We start from the raw sequence: 14,751 nt of genomic DNA, 5'->3' as shown, positions 1-14,751 counted from the left end.
TGCCGGGAGGAACCCCCGCCTGCACCGTGCCCCGCCGCCCCGGGTGACCGAGCCCCTCTCCGCGCACTGAGGCGTCGACACCGGCCGGCGAACTCACCGTCTCACCGACCCGGTCGCGCCCTCACTCGGCCCCAACCCCTCAGCGCCCCCGGCCACGCTCCAACACCGAAGACCCCAGGAGACGACGTGATCCCCCGCGGCCGCCCCGTCACCAACGAAACCGGCATCGCCGCCCGCGCCGGCGTCCCCCTGCCCACCTGGCGCCGCCGTGACGCCCCCGCCTTCCGCGAACGCGTCCCCAGCCTCCTGCCCGACAGCCGCCACCTCCTCTACGACCTCGCCCAGGCCGAGGCATACCTGAACGGCCGGCCCATCCCCGCCCTGCCCGAAGGGGAGCATCCCGAGGACCTGCTGACCGACAAGGAAACCGCGGCCGTCCTCGGGATCAGCACCGGCACCGTCCGCGCCTACGCCTCCCAGGGCTACCTCTCCGCCGGCACCACCCTCTACGGCACCCGCCTGTGGTCCCGCCGCGAAGTCCACGACCGCCGCGACCACGCCCCCGGGCAGGGCAAGGGCGGCGGCCGGCGCGCCGGCGAATCCCAAGGCCCCCGCAAAACCCACGCGTATGAAGGCGACCCCCGCATCGACCTCGCCGCCCAGGCCCTCGCCACCTCGGCCCCCGGCACTCCCAAGGGCCGCATCGCCGCCGAACTCGCCAAACTCCACGGCCACACCCCCCACACCTGGGAACGCCTCCTCACCACCGCCGCGGCCCTCCATCACGCAGGCGACGACGATCCGAGCTGAGTGAAGTGTTCGGAAATGTGGTGATCAACAGACTCGGGGACGGGCGGCATGCCTGAGCGCGGGGTCGATATCGTGACTTGATGGGAACACCAGATTTCATCCTCGCGCTGCGCAAGAAAATCGGAAACGATCCGCTGTGGCTCTCAAGCGTCACCGCGGTCGTCGTCAGGGATGACCAGGTCCTTCTTGCGAAGCGCACAGACAACGGCGAGTGGACGCCGGTGACCGGGATCATCGATCCGGGAGAGCAGCCCGCGGATGCCGCAGCCCGGGAGGTTCTTGAGGAGACCGGCATCGTGGCAGTTCCGCAGCGGCTGGCGATGGTTCACGTCACGGACCCTGTCGTCTATGACAACGGGGACCAGACGCAGTATCTCGACCTGGTGTTCCGCTTCGGCTGGCAGTCCGGCGTTCCGCATCCCGCCGACGGCGAGAACACAGCCACCCACTGGTTCCCGCTGAACGACCTGCCGCCGATGTCAGACGACATGCGCAAGCGAATCGCAGCCGCCCTGTCCAACCAGCAGGCAGCCCAGTACGTCTTCTCCCCGCCGTCACCCGGCGGCGCCTGAGAACCCGGTCCGAGGAGCTGTACAACGGTCGATGACCACACCGCACCCGGCCCCGCCTCAAGGCGGGGCCGGTTTTTGAAACCGCGCTACTGCTCGCCCAGCTTGACCTCGTAGGACTCCACTTCGGCGCCATCGCCCAGGGCCTCGCGCTTGAGCTGCATGTAGCGCTCCAGGGCCGATTCGCTGTACGAGACCGCCGACACCCCGCTCTTGTCACCCAGCCGCCAGCGGATCTTGAAGCTCTTGCTCGCCTGCTTCGCCATGGCCTGTTTCCTCCTGCGTCTAGGTGTGCGTCCAGCCTCGCATCCGGCACTGACAGCGCAGGTCAGGCACTGCGTAGCCTCGGGAGCATGACCTTTCACGTGCTGCTCCAGTTCCAGCCGCCGGACGGGCCGGCCGCCACCGGCACGTGGGAGAGAGAGGAGACGGCGGACGGCACGTTCGAGGAGTGGGTCTACACCTACGCCGCGCACCCCAGCACCCGCATCGCGCTCGTCGAGGAGAGCGCCGGTGTCCGCCGTGTCCTGTCGAAGTGGACCCGGGCCACCGGCACCATCCGGCACACCGCCTGAGACCCCGTCCCTCACCGCCGTCTCAGGCCGACTGTTCCACGCAGGCCAGGCGGGACAGGTGCGTGCAGCGGATCCCGTCGGCCGGGTGCCGCTCCATCGCTGGCTCGGCCGCGCGGTCGTGCTCGGCGCAGCAGGCAGTGGGGACCAGGCCGCCGCAGACCTGCCGCGCGACCGGCAGACCTCGCCCGGGGCTGGGCAGGGGACGGCGTGGTGGACCAGGCCACCCGAGGCCCGTCGGGCAGCGGTGCCGCGCAGGCCTGCGGGCCAGGCCAGGGTGACACGCAAGCCGCGCACTCAGCGATTGTCGAGTAGTGAGCCTCCGTCAACTTGAAGCCGCAGTTCAGAGAGCTGGTGTGCTCGGTTCTCGAAGCTCTCGTGCTGGTCACGGGCGACTGTCTAAGCAGTAGATCGTCCGTCAGTGCAGTCGACGCCTGAGTAAACCTGTGACGCTCAGCGTTCGCTGTGGAAGTCCCCGTACTCGCCGTTCATCAAGTCCCAGAAGGACGGGTAGCGGACCGCGCCGGGCAGCCAGTGAGCGAGGTACCAGGCTTCCCATTCTCCGTCCGGGGTGAGCACGCAGGGGTTGAGGAGGTAGACATCAGTGGCGTTCGGGGTGTGACTGATCTCCAGGGTGTGCGGAAGATATTCGGGGCGCAGGGTGGTGGGCGACTGGGCCTCGCCGTAGAGGAAGTACTCCTCATCACCTACTCGCTCAGAGCCCTGGTACCCCTCTGTCCAGTCGGTGACGAGTTCTGGGTCCAGGTCCCGGGTCCATCCGACCTCGTGGGCCGGAAGAACACGGTGGATGTCCGAGGTGGTGTTGAGCCAGCCGTTGCTGAGCAGCAGGAACTGCCGGTAGCTCGGCGGCAGAGAGGCACCCAGGCGCTTCTCGAGTGCGCCAAGTTCCTCACCGGTGACTCCAGTGGCCCCCAGCCATCGAGCCCTGCGCACAGCATCTGGAAACGGCTCGGCCCGTTCCCGCTCATGCAGCACGGGATCGAGCCACTCATCACTCCACCGTTGCAGCAGATCCCGCCATGCGTAGCGGCGCCCATCATCCTGACCCGGTGTGTTTCCCACGGCGGAAGATTAACGGCAAGAACTGACACACTCTCCGGACCGGGACCGTTCAGGATCCGCCCAACGATCTACGCCGCAGACTGCCGTCCACGACCGGTGTGAGCATCCCGGAAGGCTGTTACACCGGCCCTTTGGCCTGTGGATTCAGGTTGGCGGAGGCTCACTGCTGCACCCATTCACAGCAAGCCAGAACGATAGGCACGGGCGACTGGCTCTGTTCAAGAGAACGGGCAGCACTTCGGCACTGCTTCATGCAACGGTCGGTGGCCGCTCCATGACCGGATTGTTCATAAGTTTCCGGCAGCACCCGGGCCTGATCGGAGGCACTCATGTTGATGAGGGCGCACGGCCGGGCGTGGCCGGGCTGTACTCGCCTACGAGTACACCTGCCACCAGCGGTCCGTCTCGGCACGTTCCACTTCGGCGTCGTACTGGTCCACGTCGAAGTGGAGCTCCGGCGGGGGATGGGGCATGGCTGTGTGTGTTGTGCAGGGGACTTCCCAGTCCGACCACTGCACGATCTGCCCGAACCGCTGTATGACCACGGTCAGGAAGCCGCAGCACCCGCCGGTGCACTCGGGCTCCCCCAGCTCCAAGCGACGGGCCTCTTCCGTCGCCCTGAAAGGGCTGGGCCGCCCGGCCGGGAACATGACGGCGGCATACGGCCCACGGCCCCCCGCATCGACCGTCTCTTCGACGATGTCCTCGCCGTTGACCCACAACCGCACCTGAGCCGCGAACCGGCGCCCCGGCGGCAGCACCCTGATCTCCAGACGATCGAACATCCGATCACCCTACGGGGCGCACTGATGCCTGCGTGCAGCCCACCCGACACACAGAGGAGATCAGCATGTGGCCGACGGGGCGGCACGGGGATCGGATCCCTGCTCTGTGGGAGACAGCCCGAAGAGTGCAAGACGCTGCCGGATCGAATCGGGTGGCCCGTGGTTCCACACATGAACGAAGTCTGGACCAGAGCCAGTTCTCGTGAACGGAGCCAGTGATTTTCCCTACCGGCTGCTTGGAGGTTCCGCAGACCTGCTCGCCTCAATCCCCCCGCCTATAGCAGGCTGTGGGCCGGTACTGCTCGGTCGGGGCGAACTGCTGCTGTGTCGCGGAGGCGGTGTCAGTGTCTCCCGCGATCCTTCTTCGATGATCAACAAGTACGAGAAGCTGCTGGCAGGGCTGGACGATGTGGACTGGGCCGGCCTGACGCACGCCTACCGGTCGGCGCACGACGTTCCAGGACATATACGCACCCTGTGCGGAAGCGACGACGAGGCACGGGAGCAGGCGTTCAGGAGCCTGTTCGGCAGCATTTTTCATCAGGGCAGCCGGTACTCGGCCTCTCCGTTCGCCGTGCCGTTCCTCGCGAGAATCGCCGTCGCGGGCCCCGCGGCCGCCCGCGAGAACACGATGTGGCTGCTGACCCGCCTGGCCGTGGACTGGCACGACGAGTACGACGTGACCACCGGCATCAACGTGACCGGATGGCGTGCCGCTGCGGCGGAGCGGGGGCCGGCAGAGCTCCTGCCCTGGTACGAGGAGCAGGTGACCGCCGCGACGGATGCGGACAAGCGCGCACAGGCGCGGGAGATGCGGGACTGGGTGGCGGCCGGGAACTCGTTCGATCCCCGGTGGTCGGCGCTGCAGTCCTACGACGCGGTCCTCGCCGAGCTCCCCGGCCTTCTCGTCCTGCTCGATGATCCCGACGCCCGTCTGCGGACCCGGATCGCCTACCTCCTGGCCTGGTTCCCCGAATTCGCCACCACCTCCCTGCCGCGCCTTCTCGCCCTTGCCGCGCGCGAGGAGGATCCGGTCGCCGCAGCCACCACGCTGCTCGCGGCCGGCCTTGCCGGTCCTGCTCCCACAGCCGCGGACATCACCCCCTACCTGGATGCCGCGGACCCGCTGATGCGGTGGGCCGCGGCCACCGCCCTCATCCGCCTCGCCGCCCTCGACGAAGCGCCCGTCGGCCCCGGCCTGCTCGCCCGCGCCGTCGCGGAACTCGCTACTGCGGCCCGCAGCCCGTTCGACCGCGTGACCGACTACTGCGACGGCGACCTCCACGCCCACATCGAACGCACCCTGCACTCCCTCCCGACCGGCCCGGACCCGGCCGTCGTGCACGAGACGCTCGACGCGTGCCGGGCCTTCCGTCGCGGGCACGGGTGAGCCCGGCCCGTACGGACATGAGCGCCCGGAGTTGGCGGACGGGCACGGGCAGGACCCCGCTCCCGGCCGCCCGGCACACGCGGGCGCGTTCTTGGACGAGACCCGCGCCGCCAAGCGGCTGGAGGGACCGGTGACGGTGTCCCGGTGGGCGTGGCGCACCAAGATCGCTTCAGTCCCCGACCTGCCGTCGAGTCCGCGCCCGGGCCCGTACGGTTCGCCTCCCCTTGAACCGGAAAGAGGCGGGGCATGGCCTTCGAGTTGATCTCGCGTGTCCTCCCTGTTGCCTGAGCGGGGCGGCCCACTCCGCCTCGGCGATCAGGCCGGACATGGTGGTCGCCCGGCCGGACTGATGCTCCTCTTGATCATCAAGCATCTGTGCACAGCGGGCCGGTCTTCCCGTGCTGCTGCTTGACGCTGCTCTGTCGCCCAGCGTGGGTCGTGAGCGACAATGCCCGCACGAGCGGTGAGGGAGGCGGCGTGGATAGGGATGCCACCAACAGGTGGTGGGAAGGGCTCACTCGCCGGGTGGCTGTCGCCGCGCTGGTGTCTGTCATCTTGTCGCTCCTCATCTCCGTCTTTCTCTTCGGTCTTCCTCACGGCTGGAAGACGGCCATGTCCTTGGCCGACATCACACTGCGCACGTCATGGATCGCCGGTTTCCTTGTCCCGGCCACCATCGTCACGCACCTGGCAGTCCACGCCGGTCGCCACAGGCGGCTGCACCCCCGCGGCCGCTACCAGCCCCGGTCATTCAAGAAGGGCGGCCAGCACCGCTGACCGGAGCCGGCATCTGTACGGCTGAGGGTGTGGGTTTCGAACACCAAGACCCGGCGGGAGAAGCTCGACCAGGAGCAGCGGGACATGCTGCGGGAACTGGGAGTCGAGTGGGCGTGACGGGTGTAGTCGCGGAGAATGACTTCTCAGGAGGTTGAGAAGTCAAGCTGGTCAGGTGAGACCGTAAGGCAGCTTCACTTGGTCGAGATGGTCAGGTGTCGTCTTGGATGCGTGCGTGGAGGTGTTCGTCGTGCCAGCCGTCGGCGTGGAGGAGCGCGCTGCGCATCGTCCCTTCCAAGGGGAACCCGGCTTGGGTGGCCACTTTGCAGGAGGCCGTGTTGGCCACAGAGTGTGTGATGCGCAGGCGATGTAGTCCGAGCGTGTCGAAGGCCCATTCGCTCACAGCGAGAGTGGAGTTGACCATGGCTCCGCGTCCGCGGCCAGCCGGCAACAGCCAGTAGACGAACTCGCCGCTACCGCCTCGCAGGTCCAGGTCGGCGAGGCCGATCAATCCGACAGGGACGTCATCTTCCACGGGAGCGATGGCCCAGATGGCAGCCTCCTCGTTCTGCCACCGCAGCTTCCAGCGCGCGATCTTCTCCCGAGCCGTGTCGGTGGTCAGCCGACCGGGACGGTTCCAGTGCTGAATGTCCGGATCGAGGCACGACTGCACCAGGACCTGTGCGTCACTCTCCCGCCAGGGGCGCAGATGCATGCCTCCGGAGAGTGCAAGGTTGGGCTGCCGTGTCTGTTTCATACGGCCAGGCGGCACCACGGGTCCTATCGAATTGATCATCAATCCATCATGCCAAGGGGGTACTGCCCGTTGTCACGAGCATCGTGACAACGACTCGAACGACTCCGCACCCGCTACGAACGACGCGCTGACATCCACCAGGGCCGGCTCGACCTGGCCTGCAGCCTCATATGCCTGCGCCGACTCCCACGGACGGCCAATCGCTCGATCAGTAGCGGAGGCGGGCTTCAACCCCATAGATACGCACCATGCAGTCCTTGAAGAGCCGCAACGGAGTCTGCTGACCGTCAACCGGAGCCAGTGTGAGCCCCAAATCCTGCAACGGCTTGGCCAGGGCGACGAACCTGAGCCCATCCGGGTCCGGGCCCCTGCAGGCCGCCCATGCCTCGAACAACGGCCTCACGCTCTCCCAGCCAGGTCCCGGGCTGAAGCGCGCCAGGAAGAACGGCTGATCACAACCGTACTCACTGAGCTCACCGACCAGAACGTCTCCCTGCAAGAGCTGCCACCGCGTCATCTGGCGTCTCCGTCCCCCACCGCCCAGTCGAGATCGCATCATCGCAGCGCGTAACTCTCTGGCCAAGCGCTTCATTCTGAAACGATCAGTAAGGCGGATCTGTCACAACTTTCGGCAGCCTGCGCCCGGGACACGACGCAGCACGTCCCACCCGGAACCTGGCAGACCGATCAGGCCGCGACGCCCACTACAGTCCTGGTTCGTGACCGATGCTGCCCGCCGCACCGCCGCGGACGACGATGCGCTTGTGAAGAGGCTGCACGCCATCGCCTGGGGCTCCGAGAACGTGCCTGCCTCTCCTGGGCTTCTCCCGGACAAGCCGTTCCCTCCTCTCACGAAAGCGGAAGTAGACCTTGCCGAGCGCAGCCTCGGGTATCCCCTGCCCGGGTTGCTCCGTCGCCTCTATACCGAGATCGGTGACGGCGGGTTCGGGCCGGAGGGCGGCCTCGCCTCGCTGACACCGCGCCGCGTTCCCAACTGGAAGGTGCCGGACTGGCGCTGCGCGACCACCATTCCCGCCCGGCGGGCCGGGTGGGGAGCGCCGGCGTCGTGGCTGTTCCTGACGGGTGGCGGCTGCACGATGGAGTGGTACGTTTCCCTGCTGGCGGTTGATCACCCGGTCCTGCTGTGGGATGCCGACGGCTGGGACCCGGACCGGGAACAGGACCCTCACGACGGCCTGTGTTACGCGGCGCCATCGCTGCGCCAGTGGCTGTGGACCTGGGCAGACGGTGGCAATGTCTGGGACGGGGCCCTGGCACTACCCGAGGGCTGAACGTTTCAGTCAGGAGCCCGAGCGCAGCCCCAGGGTACTGTGCTGGATCACGCCGGCCGGGGCATCGGCAGCGCGTGGCCTTCGGCGGATCAGTTCCACCAGCCTCGAGCGGAGCTCAGGTGCCGGCTCACCGAGCACGATGGCAGTGATCACCAGCTCGAGCATGACGCAGTCGTAGGTGTAGTCCGTGCCTCCGTAGCGTTCGCCGTCACGCTCCACCACAGCACTGGCGATCCGCCACCCGCCGCCATAGACCGGCGCGAAGGTCGCCGCGAAAATTCCGTAGCCGGTCCAGCTTCGATGCAGGAAGACAACCTCCCCCTCTGTGAAGACGTCCCACTTCTCGTCCATGTCACTCGCCGTATAACCGCGCTCGATCCGTTCCCAGTCCTCGTTGGACCAGACCCGCTCAGGCAGCTCCGGCATCGGCCGAGGATCCGATATCGGCTCGACACAACACATGGACCGAGTCACACGCTCGTCAGCAGGCATGGGGGCATCTTACTGATCGTTTCAGAATGAGTTCGGTGTGAGGGCTTGGCGGTCGGGTCTGGTGACGGCAAAGTGGTGCGGGTGTCGGATGATCTTGTGCCTGATGACCTGTGGGAACGCATCGCTCCACTGCTGCCGCCCCGCCCGCCGCGGCGACATCGCTACCCCGGGCGGTTGCCGGTGGACGACCGTGCGGCCCTGCGGGGCATCGTGTACGTCCTGCGCAAGAACGTGAGCTGGAGGGACGTGCCCGCCGAGCGAACCGGATGCAGCGGGGTGACGGCCTGGCGGCGGCTGCGGGACTGGACCGAGGCCGGTGTCTGGCCCCGACTGCACGAGGTGCTCCTGGCCGAGCTGCGCAAGGCCGGCCTGCTGGACATGGACGACTGCGCGATCGACGGCTCGCACATCCGGGCCCTGAAAGGGGGGCTCACACCGGACCTTCGCCGGTCGACCGCGCGAGGCCGGGCAGCAAGCACCACCTGATCGTCGACCGGCACGGCACACCCCTGGCCGTGTCGCTGACCGGCGGAAACCGGCACGACGTCACCCAGCTGACGCCGCTACTGGACGCGATCCCCCGCATCCGGGGCCTGGTCGGGCGGCCGCGGCACCGGCCGGGCCGGCTGTTCGCCGACCGCGGCTACGACTACGACAAGTACCGCCGCATCCTCCGGGCCCGCGGCATCACACCCAAGATCGCCCGCCGAGGTGTCCCGCACGGCTCCGGACCGGGCAAGACACGCTGGGTCGTCGAACGGACCTTCGCCTGGCTGCACCAGTTCAAACGACTGCGGATCCGCTACGAGATACGTGCAGATCTCCACCTCGGCCTGCTTCAACTCGCCTGCAGCATCATCTGCTTACGGCGCCTACGAACCTCATTCTGAAACGATCAGTTAGGAGGATCGCCTTTTGCGCAGCACTCCGAAGGCAAGCATAGCTATTCCCAGGATTCCCAAGCCACCCAAGACCAGGTACACCGCGTTCCCGGTCTGCAGCCCCACCACAATGCAGATGATCGACACCACAAGACATACAACTGCGAAAACCTGCAGTTTGACCTTGTCGTTCACCATTTTCTCCTCACTCAATTCCTGTCGGGATTCACTGCAGGAACGGTTGCCGGTTGCTTGCCTTGCGGACCTCTGCCGCGGCCTCGGATGCGACCCGTCGTCGCGACAGAGGTCCTGATCAGCCAGCTATCGGTATTTACCGATGCTCACCCGTAACTGATGATGTCCATACCTGCGTACCCCATGGCGCCGCCTACCGCGCAGCTGCCGACTGCCGCACCGACCGCGCCAATTCCGCCGCCGAATACGCCCGCTGCCTGGATGATTCCCGTCTCGGATGCGGCGCCCAGACCGGCGATGCAGCCCGTGGCAATCCCCACGATGCTTTCACTGTCGCTGACCACGTCTCCTACTTTCTGGAGCCAGCCGAGCCCCGAGGGGTCGATGCGGTTGACGGGGTCGCCTTCGGCGTAGAGGTAGGGGTTCTTCTCCTGCCCGGAGGGGTCGGGCTGGGTGAAGCGGCCGATGTTGGCGTCGTAGTAGCGGGCGGCGAGGTGGTAGAGGCCGGTGGGGTCCTGGTAGCCGCCGGCGAAGTGGTAGGGCTGGGCGACCGGTTCGCTGGAACGCACCAGCAGGCGGACGCCGCGGGGGCTGTAGGTGTAGGTGTTGACCTTGTTGCCGTCGTCGTCGGCCAGGGCGACGACGCTGCCGAGTGCGTCGGTCAGGTAGTAGTAGGACTTGCCCCCGGTCGTCATGGAGTTGAGGGTGCCCCCGGGTTCCCGGTTGAATCCCATGTCGGTGCCGGCGGTCGTCTTCGCCGACAGGCCCAGCGGCCCGTGGTGGAAGAGGGTGTCGCCGAGCTTGATCCGCTCGCTCTGGTCGGTCGAGGCGTACTGGCCCGCGTAGGTCTTGCCGCCCACGGTGATCGACTTCAGCTGGGAGTAGTCCGTGTACGACTCCCCCGTGCGGGCGTAGTCGTCGGTGGAGGCGCCGGCGGTTTCGTTGCCGGCCTGGTCGTAGGACCAGGTGCCGGTGGTGGAGGACTTGGCGGTGAGTTGCTGGGCGTCGTTGTAGGTGTAGGTGGTGCCGCGGGGGCAGCCGGGGTCGGTGCCCTGGCTGGTGAGGTTGCCGGCCTGGTCGTAGCAGTACTGCCAGGAGTCGGCGATGGTGCCGTTCTTCTCGTCCTTGGCGTAGGAGAAGCGGCCTGCGCTGTCGTAGGTGTAGCTGGTCTTGTAGCCGCCGACCGCGTCGGTCTTGGTGCGGATCTTGGTGCTGTCCTTGGTGCCGTTGGCGTAGGAGTAGGTCAGGTCGACGAGGGTGCCCTGGGGCGAGGTCGTCTTGATCTTCTCCGGGCGGCTGGACTTGTCCGGGGTGACACTCTGCACCGTGCCGCCGGGGTAGGTCGTCTTGGTGCGGATGTCGTTGTTGTCGTACGCGTACTTCGTGACCCTGCCGGCGGGGTCTTTGAGCTCGGTGAGCTTGTTGACCTCGTTGTAGGTGTAGTCGGTGGTGCCGGCCGGATCGGTGTAGGTGTCGACGTTGCCCGCGGGGGTGTAGGTGAGCTGCGTCTGTGAACCGTCTTGCAGGGTGCGGACGGTTTCGCGGGAGAGCGGGTCGAAGGCGTAGGAGGTGATGCCGGAGCCGTCGGTGCGCCGGACGAGGTTGCCGTCGCCGTCATAGACGTAGACGACGGAAGTCGTAGGCGTGGAGACCTGCACGACGCGGTCGCGGGCGTCGTAGGTATAGGTCGTCTTGATCCCGCGGCCGTCGGTGACGCTCTGGGGGCGGCCGAGGGGGTCGTAGGTGTAGGTGGTGGTGCCCAGCGGGGCGGGCGGGGTGACCTTGGTCAGGTTGCCCTTGGCGTCGTAGGTGAAGGAGGTGGACACCGACTTGGTGTCCGTCATCTTCACGGTGACCTTGCAGCGCTGGCCTTCGAAGCCGCCGCAGGTGGGGGTGGCCTTGTTGTGCTCGAAGGTCTGCCTGCCGCCTCCGGTGCCGGTGATGGCGACGGAGGTGGTGTTGCCGGCCGTGTCGTAGGTGTAGTCGGTCTTCTCCTCGTCCGCCGTCGTCATCGAACCGGGCAGGTCGGCGCCGGCGATGGTCTGGTAGCCGGTCATCGCGGCCGTCGCCCCAGTGGGCAGCTTGGCGGAGGTGGGATTGTTGCGCCCGTCCCAGCCGTAAGTGGTGACATTGCCGCCGGTGCCGCCCGTGCCGGTGCCCATCGCGTCGGTCGCCGTGGCCACGTTGTGGTTGGCGTCGAACGTCTTGGAGCGGGAGTGGTTGAGGGCGTCGGTGGTCTTGGTGACCCGGCCGTCCTTGTCGTGCTCGTACTTGGTGGCGTGGTTCTCCGGGTCCGTGACCGTGGTCGTGCCTGCCGCCTGGGGGTCGGTGCTGGAGTAGGTGTAGGTGTAGGCCGGGCCCGTGTGACCGGAGGCGTTGAATCCGGTGGCCCGCAGCATGGAGCGGACCCGGTTATGGGCGTCGTAGGTGAAGACCGTCACTCTCCCGTCGGGGGTGGTGATCTTCGTGATGCGGCCGTCGGCGTCATGGGCGTAGAGCGTGGTCTTGCCGGCGGTGTCGGTGGTGCGGGAGAGGTTGTAGTCGCCGTCGAGTTCGTAGGAGACGGTGCGGCCGGTGTGGTCCTTGGCCGTCAGGTGGCTCTCGTCGGTGTAGGTGAGGTCGATCCAGCGCCCGGAGCGGGTCTCGGTGAGTTTGAAGCCGCCCTCGCGGTGCTCGACGGTGATCGTGCCCTTGTTCCGGTCGGTGACCTTGGTCAGCACCCCGTTGGCGTCGTAGGTGTCCTTCACCCCGGACTTGCGGTCGGTCAGCGTGAAGGTGTAATCGGCGTTCTCCTTCAGGTCCTTCGCGTAGCCCTTGGGCGTGGTGAAGGAGCCGTCGGACGCCTTGGCGAAACGCAGGGTGGCGCCGGTGGCGTCGGTGAGGACGACCTCGTTCTCCGAACGCCAGAAGGAGCGCTCGTACTCCTGCCACCAGCGCGGCGAGACCAGGCCACCGGCGCCGTCGAAGGAGTTGTAGGTACGGGCCAGCCGCAGCTTCTGCCCCACACCGGCGACCTCGAAGTCCGTCGCCGCCAGCATCAGATTGCCGGTCGACAGGTTGATCCGGGCCACCAGGGAATCGGTGATGCGGAAGTTGGTGATCTGGTGCCACGGAACCGCACCCTGGCCCCCAGGCACCGTGACCGGCTCGCCACCATCGTTCTGTGCGGCAGATGCCGACATCGACCTCTTCTGAGCGGCCTTGCCGACGGCGCGGTTCTTCTGAGCCTCCTCCCAGGCCTTCTCCCCGGGTGTGTCGGGAGCTTCCGCCTCGTTGGGCACCGGCCGGTTGGAACCGACCTTGACCGGCGGCACCCCAAGGCGCGGCCCGTCCGTCTTCCCCCACACCGAACCCGGCCCCGGATCGGCAGCACCCGGATCAACGGTGCCCGGATCGGCCAGGGCCGGTACCACCGACGCGGCCAGCGACAGGGCCGCCACCGCGGCGACCAGGCCGTACCGGGACGACCTGCGGGCACGCCGAAGAGACGTGCCCGAAGCACGTGAACGCATGAATTCCCCCCACGGGAAACAACCACCGCGACCCCAGCGGTCACGCGGCGTGCACACGCTGCCACGAAACCTCCACACCAACCGCCGCGCTGCCCTCGAACGCATGATCCACACGGGGCGGAACCAGCCAGACCGTTTCCCGCCTCACTGGTTCCGCAAAACCTCCCCTGGGCGGGCATTCACGGACAAGTGAGATCGTTGCCGGGCGGCAAGGTTTCGCATGGTGAAAGAACCAAGCGTGCGGTTCGGCTTGATCGTGACGGTGGCATCAATCGTCTCAATCGGCGCATCTATCACTTTCGACCCGGATGAATCAAGGCTCACTGCACCAACTGCGCAACCCCACCACTATCACTGCCTTCCTGCGCACCCGCGTCTGCCAGCCCGGGTCCCTGGTCCGACTGCAGTCTGACCAGCCTCTGCTGTGGTGGCAGGGGGTGAACCGGAGCATCGGTCTCTGTGCCATTCCGTATGACGCCGAAGCTGAAGTCGGGACGACGAAGCGGCTTCCGCTTGGCAGGTGGATGCATCAGCAGCACAAGGCGCTGCGCGCGGGTGAGCTGGAGGAGCGGCGCAAAGTGCTCCTGGATACTCCGGAGGCCGGGATGGTGTGGGAGCCGGGCAAGGAAGCCCGGGAAAACAAGCTCGCCGTACTGCGCTCATACCGGCGGGCCATGGGACACCTCGCACCAAGGCAGGACGCGGTGTGGGGTGAGGGTGAGGGTGAGGGTGAGGGTGAGGGTGAGGCGATGGTTCCGATCGGGCAGTACATAGCCAATCCCCGCCGTAAGGGCACGAAGAACGGGCTGGGGAAGGATGAGGACGTCGCGGCCACCCGGGCCGCGCAGCTCGCCGGGATCGACGAGGACTGGGACTGCCCGTAGCCGCTGGACTGGCAACGGCACTACCGGATCCTGGCGGACCTGGTCGACGCCGACGGCGTCCTGCCGGCCATCGAGCCCGGCGTGCTGTTCGAGGGCGACGACATCGGGCGGTGGCTCCAGCGGCAGAAGAAGCCGGGCATCTGGGCACAGCTTCTCCCCGAGCAGCAGGAGCGACTGGCGAAGCAGGGCGTGCAACCCGATCAGGCGCCCGCTCCCGCCCCTGCGGCCGCGCACGACGAAGGGCCCGAGCAAGGCACAGGCTGCGTTCCAGCGGGGACTTGCGGCCCTTGGCACAGTGGGTCGAGTGGGAAGGTGCGGACCGGCCCGTACCGAGGGGGCACAGCGAGGAAATCGCCGTCGACGGCGAGACGGAGCCGGTGACCGTAAAGCTGGGCGTGTGGCTTTCGAACACGAAATCCAGGAGAGACCGGCTGGACACCGACCAGCTCGCCGCCCTCGCGAAGCTGGGCATGGAATGGGCAAGGCCGGCGACGGTCCCGCAGGCTGCTCCGGACAGTCTCTGATCGCCGCCTTGCGCCGTCGGGCCCCAGCCCTCTCAAGGTTCGGGGTTCAGGTGCTGTGTCACGCTCCGACCGACATCGCCGCGATCTGCGGCCTGGCGAACCAGCATCTGGGCGTCATCCCTTTTTTCCGTCCTGAGAGCTCGTAACACGATCTTGTTGAGGCTTCCTGGTCGGGGGGACCGGTGTGACGATTCGGCAGTTCGTTACGCTGCGGACGTGATGATCAGGGGT

16 protein-coding genes and 1 pseudogene are annotated in these 14,751 nt (G+C 67.2%); 9 read left to right on the top strand and 8 right to left on the bottom strand.

What is annotated here, in order from left to right:
* Positions 1-186 precede the first annotated feature (186 nt).
* Together ACWGSR_RS37015 and ACWGSR_RS37010 are read left to right on the top strand one after the other, a co-directional pair.
* Entirely contained in the window at positions 187-810 is a 624-nt protein-coding gene (locus tag ACWGSR_RS37015; protein WP_376244310.1) for a DNA-binding protein, read from the top strand.
* Positions 811-890: 80 nt separating this feature from the next.
* Positions 891-1,382 (top strand): NUDIX hydrolase, encoded by a 492-nt coding sequence (locus tag ACWGSR_RS37010; RefSeq protein ID WP_453573705.1) that lies wholly within the window; start codon positions 891-893, stop codon positions 1,380-1,382.
* Positions 1,383-1,468: 86 nt separating this feature from the next.
* On the opposite strand, the gene ACWGSR_RS37005 is transcribed toward ACWGSR_RS37010, so the two are convergent.
* The gene (locus ACWGSR_RS37005) at positions 1,469-1,645 is read right to left on the bottom strand and encodes a hypothetical protein (RefSeq protein WP_376244305.1); all 177 of its coding nucleotides are present in this window, start codon (positions 1,643-1,645) and stop codon (positions 1,469-1,471) included.
* 87 nt (positions 1,646-1,732) lie between these two features.
* Here ACWGSR_RS37005 and ACWGSR_RS37000 point away from each other — a divergent pair, with 87 nt between their 5' ends.
* Entirely contained in the window at positions 1,733-1,954 is a 222-nt protein-coding gene (locus ACWGSR_RS37000) for a hypothetical protein (protein WP_376244303.1), read from the top strand.
* 450 nt (positions 1,955-2,404) lie between these two features.
* Here ACWGSR_RS37000 and ACWGSR_RS36995 read toward each other — a convergent pair whose 3' ends face one another.
* Both ACWGSR_RS36995 and ACWGSR_RS36990 read right to left on the bottom strand, forming a co-directional pair.
* Positions 2,405-3,034, bottom strand: coding sequence for an SMI1/KNR4 family protein (locus ACWGSR_RS36995; protein ID WP_376244300.1), 630 nt, complete (start codon positions 3,032-3,034; stop codon positions 2,405-2,407).
* A 374-nt stretch (positions 3,035-3,408) separates the two neighbouring features.
* Positions 3,409-3,819 carry a hypothetical protein gene (locus ACWGSR_RS36990; RefSeq protein ID WP_453573700.1) on the bottom strand — a complete coding sequence of 137 codons (411 nt, stop codon included), beginning with the start codon at positions 3,817-3,819 and terminating at the stop codon, positions 3,409-3,411.
* Positions 3,820-4,186: 367 nt separating this feature from the next.
* Here ACWGSR_RS36990 and ACWGSR_RS36985 point away from each other — a divergent pair, with 367 nt between their 5' ends.
* The 3 genes from ACWGSR_RS36985 to ACWGSR_RS36975 all read left to right on the top strand — a co-directional run bounded on the left by ACWGSR_RS36985 (position 4,187) and on the right by ACWGSR_RS36975 (position 6,103).
* Positions 4,187-5,209, top strand: coding sequence for a hypothetical protein (locus ACWGSR_RS36985; RefSeq protein ID WP_453573697.1), 1,023 nt, complete (start codon positions 4,187-4,189; stop codon positions 5,207-5,209).
* Positions 5,210-5,734: 525 nt separating this feature from the next.
* Positions 5,735-5,986 carry a hypothetical protein gene (locus tag ACWGSR_RS36980; protein WP_401574505.1) on the top strand — a complete coding sequence of 84 codons (252 nt, stop codon included), beginning with the start codon at positions 5,735-5,737 and terminating at the stop codon, positions 5,984-5,986.
* A gap of 27 nt (positions 5,987-6,013) precedes the next feature.
* Positions 6,014-6,103: a helicase gene (locus tag ACWGSR_RS36975; protein WP_376244290.1), complete on the top strand. Its 90-nt coding sequence runs from the start codon at positions 6,014-6,016 to the stop codon at positions 6,101-6,103.
* Between the two features lie 91 nt (positions 6,104-6,194).
* Here ACWGSR_RS36975 and ACWGSR_RS36970 read toward each other — a convergent pair whose 3' ends face one another.
* Positions 6,195-6,779, bottom strand: coding sequence for a GNAT family N-acetyltransferase (locus ACWGSR_RS36970; protein ID WP_453573693.1), 585 nt, complete (start codon positions 6,777-6,779; stop codon positions 6,195-6,197).
* Between the two features lie 169 nt (positions 6,780-6,948).
* The gene (locus tag ACWGSR_RS36965; RefSeq protein ID WP_453573690.1) at positions 6,949-7,257 is read right to left on the bottom strand and encodes a hypothetical protein; all 309 of its coding nucleotides are present in this window, start codon (positions 7,255-7,257) and stop codon (positions 6,949-6,951) included.
* A 202-nt stretch (positions 7,258-7,459) separates the two neighbouring features.
* Here ACWGSR_RS36965 and ACWGSR_RS36960 point away from each other — a divergent pair, with 202 nt between their 5' ends.
* A complete protein-coding gene (locus ACWGSR_RS36960) occupies positions 7,460-8,032 on the top strand; it encodes a hypothetical protein (RefSeq protein WP_453573687.1) in 573 nt (190 codons plus the stop codon).
* Between the two features lie 9 nt (positions 8,033-8,041).
* Here ACWGSR_RS36960 and ACWGSR_RS36955 read toward each other — a convergent pair whose 3' ends face one another.
* The gene (locus tag ACWGSR_RS36955; RefSeq protein WP_453573685.1) at positions 8,042-8,458 is read right to left on the bottom strand and encodes a hypothetical protein; all 417 of its coding nucleotides are present in this window, start codon (positions 8,456-8,458) and stop codon (positions 8,042-8,044) included.
* A 147-nt stretch (positions 8,459-8,605) separates the two neighbouring features.
* On the opposite strand from ACWGSR_RS36955, the gene ACWGSR_RS36950 reads away from it, so the two are divergent.
* A protein-coding gene (locus ACWGSR_RS36950) for an IS5 family transposase (protein ID WP_453573682.1) occupies positions 8,606-9,414 on the top strand; the annotation gives its coding sequence in 2 pieces (ribosomal slippage) (positions 8,606-8,945 and positions 8,945-9,414; 810 coding nt in all).
* Positions 9,415-9,423: 9 nt separating this feature from the next.
* Here ACWGSR_RS36950 and ACWGSR_RS36945 read toward each other — a convergent pair.
* Together ACWGSR_RS36945 and ACWGSR_RS36940 are read right to left on the bottom strand one after the other, a co-directional pair.
* Positions 9,424-9,600 carry a hypothetical protein gene (locus ACWGSR_RS36945; protein WP_453573680.1) on the bottom strand — a complete coding sequence of 59 codons (177 nt, stop codon included), beginning with the start codon at positions 9,598-9,600 and terminating at the stop codon, positions 9,424-9,426.
* A gap of 146 nt (positions 9,601-9,746) precedes the next feature.
* Positions 9,747-12,782, bottom strand: coding sequence for an RHS repeat-associated core domain-containing protein (locus ACWGSR_RS36940; RefSeq protein ID WP_453573677.1), 3,036 nt, complete (start codon positions 12,780-12,782; stop codon positions 9,747-9,749).
* 665 nt (positions 12,783-13,447) lie between these two features.
* Here ACWGSR_RS36940 and ACWGSR_RS36935 point away from each other — a divergent pair.
* Positions 13,448-14,520 (top strand): annotated as a pseudogene (locus tag ACWGSR_RS36935) (helicase associated domain-containing protein); the annotation flags it as partial.
* Positions 14,521-14,751 lie beyond the last annotated feature (231 nt).

It is taken from the genome of Streptomyces sp. NPDC055632 (assembly GCF_053618675.1).
Note: the sequence above shows the minus strand (reverse complement) of the source record. Positions and strands in the feature narration are given on the sequence as shown.

Excerpts from the sequence above, each read along its gene's own strand:
- ACWGSR_RS37010 (WP_453573705.1), top strand. The coding sequence starts at position 891 with ATGGGAACACCAGATTTCATCCTCGCGCTGCGCAAGAAAATCGGAAAC.
- ACWGSR_RS37005 (WP_376244305.1), bottom strand. The coding sequence starts at position 1,645 with ATGGCGAAGCAGGCGAGCAAGAGCTTCAAGATCCGCTGGCGGCTGGGT.
- ACWGSR_RS37000 (WP_376244303.1), top strand. The coding sequence starts at position 1,733 with ATGACCTTTCACGTGCTGCTCCAGTTCCAGCCGCCGGACGGGCCGGCC.
- ACWGSR_RS36990 (WP_453573700.1), bottom strand. The coding sequence starts at position 3,819 with ATGTTCGATCGTCTGGAGATCAGGGTGCTGCCGCCGGGGCGCCGGTTC.
- ACWGSR_RS36985 (WP_453573697.1), top strand. The coding sequence starts at position 4,187 with ATGATCAACAAGTACGAGAAGCTGCTGGCAGGGCTGGACGATGTGGAC.
- ACWGSR_RS36970 (WP_453573693.1), bottom strand. The coding sequence starts at position 6,779 with ATGATCAATTCGATAGGACCCGTGGTGCCGCCTGGCCGTATGAAACAG.
- ACWGSR_RS36965 (WP_453573690.1), bottom strand. The coding sequence starts at position 7,257 with ATGACGCGGTGGCAGCTCTTGCAGGGAGACGTTCTGGTCGGTGAGCTC.
- ACWGSR_RS36955 (WP_453573685.1), bottom strand. The coding sequence starts at position 8,458 with ATGCCGGAGCTGCCTGAGCGGGTCTGGTCCAACGAGGACTGGGAACGG.
- ACWGSR_RS36940 (WP_453573677.1), bottom strand. The coding sequence starts at position 12,782 with ATGTCGGCATCTGCCGCACAGAACGATGGTGGCGAGCCGGTCACGGTG.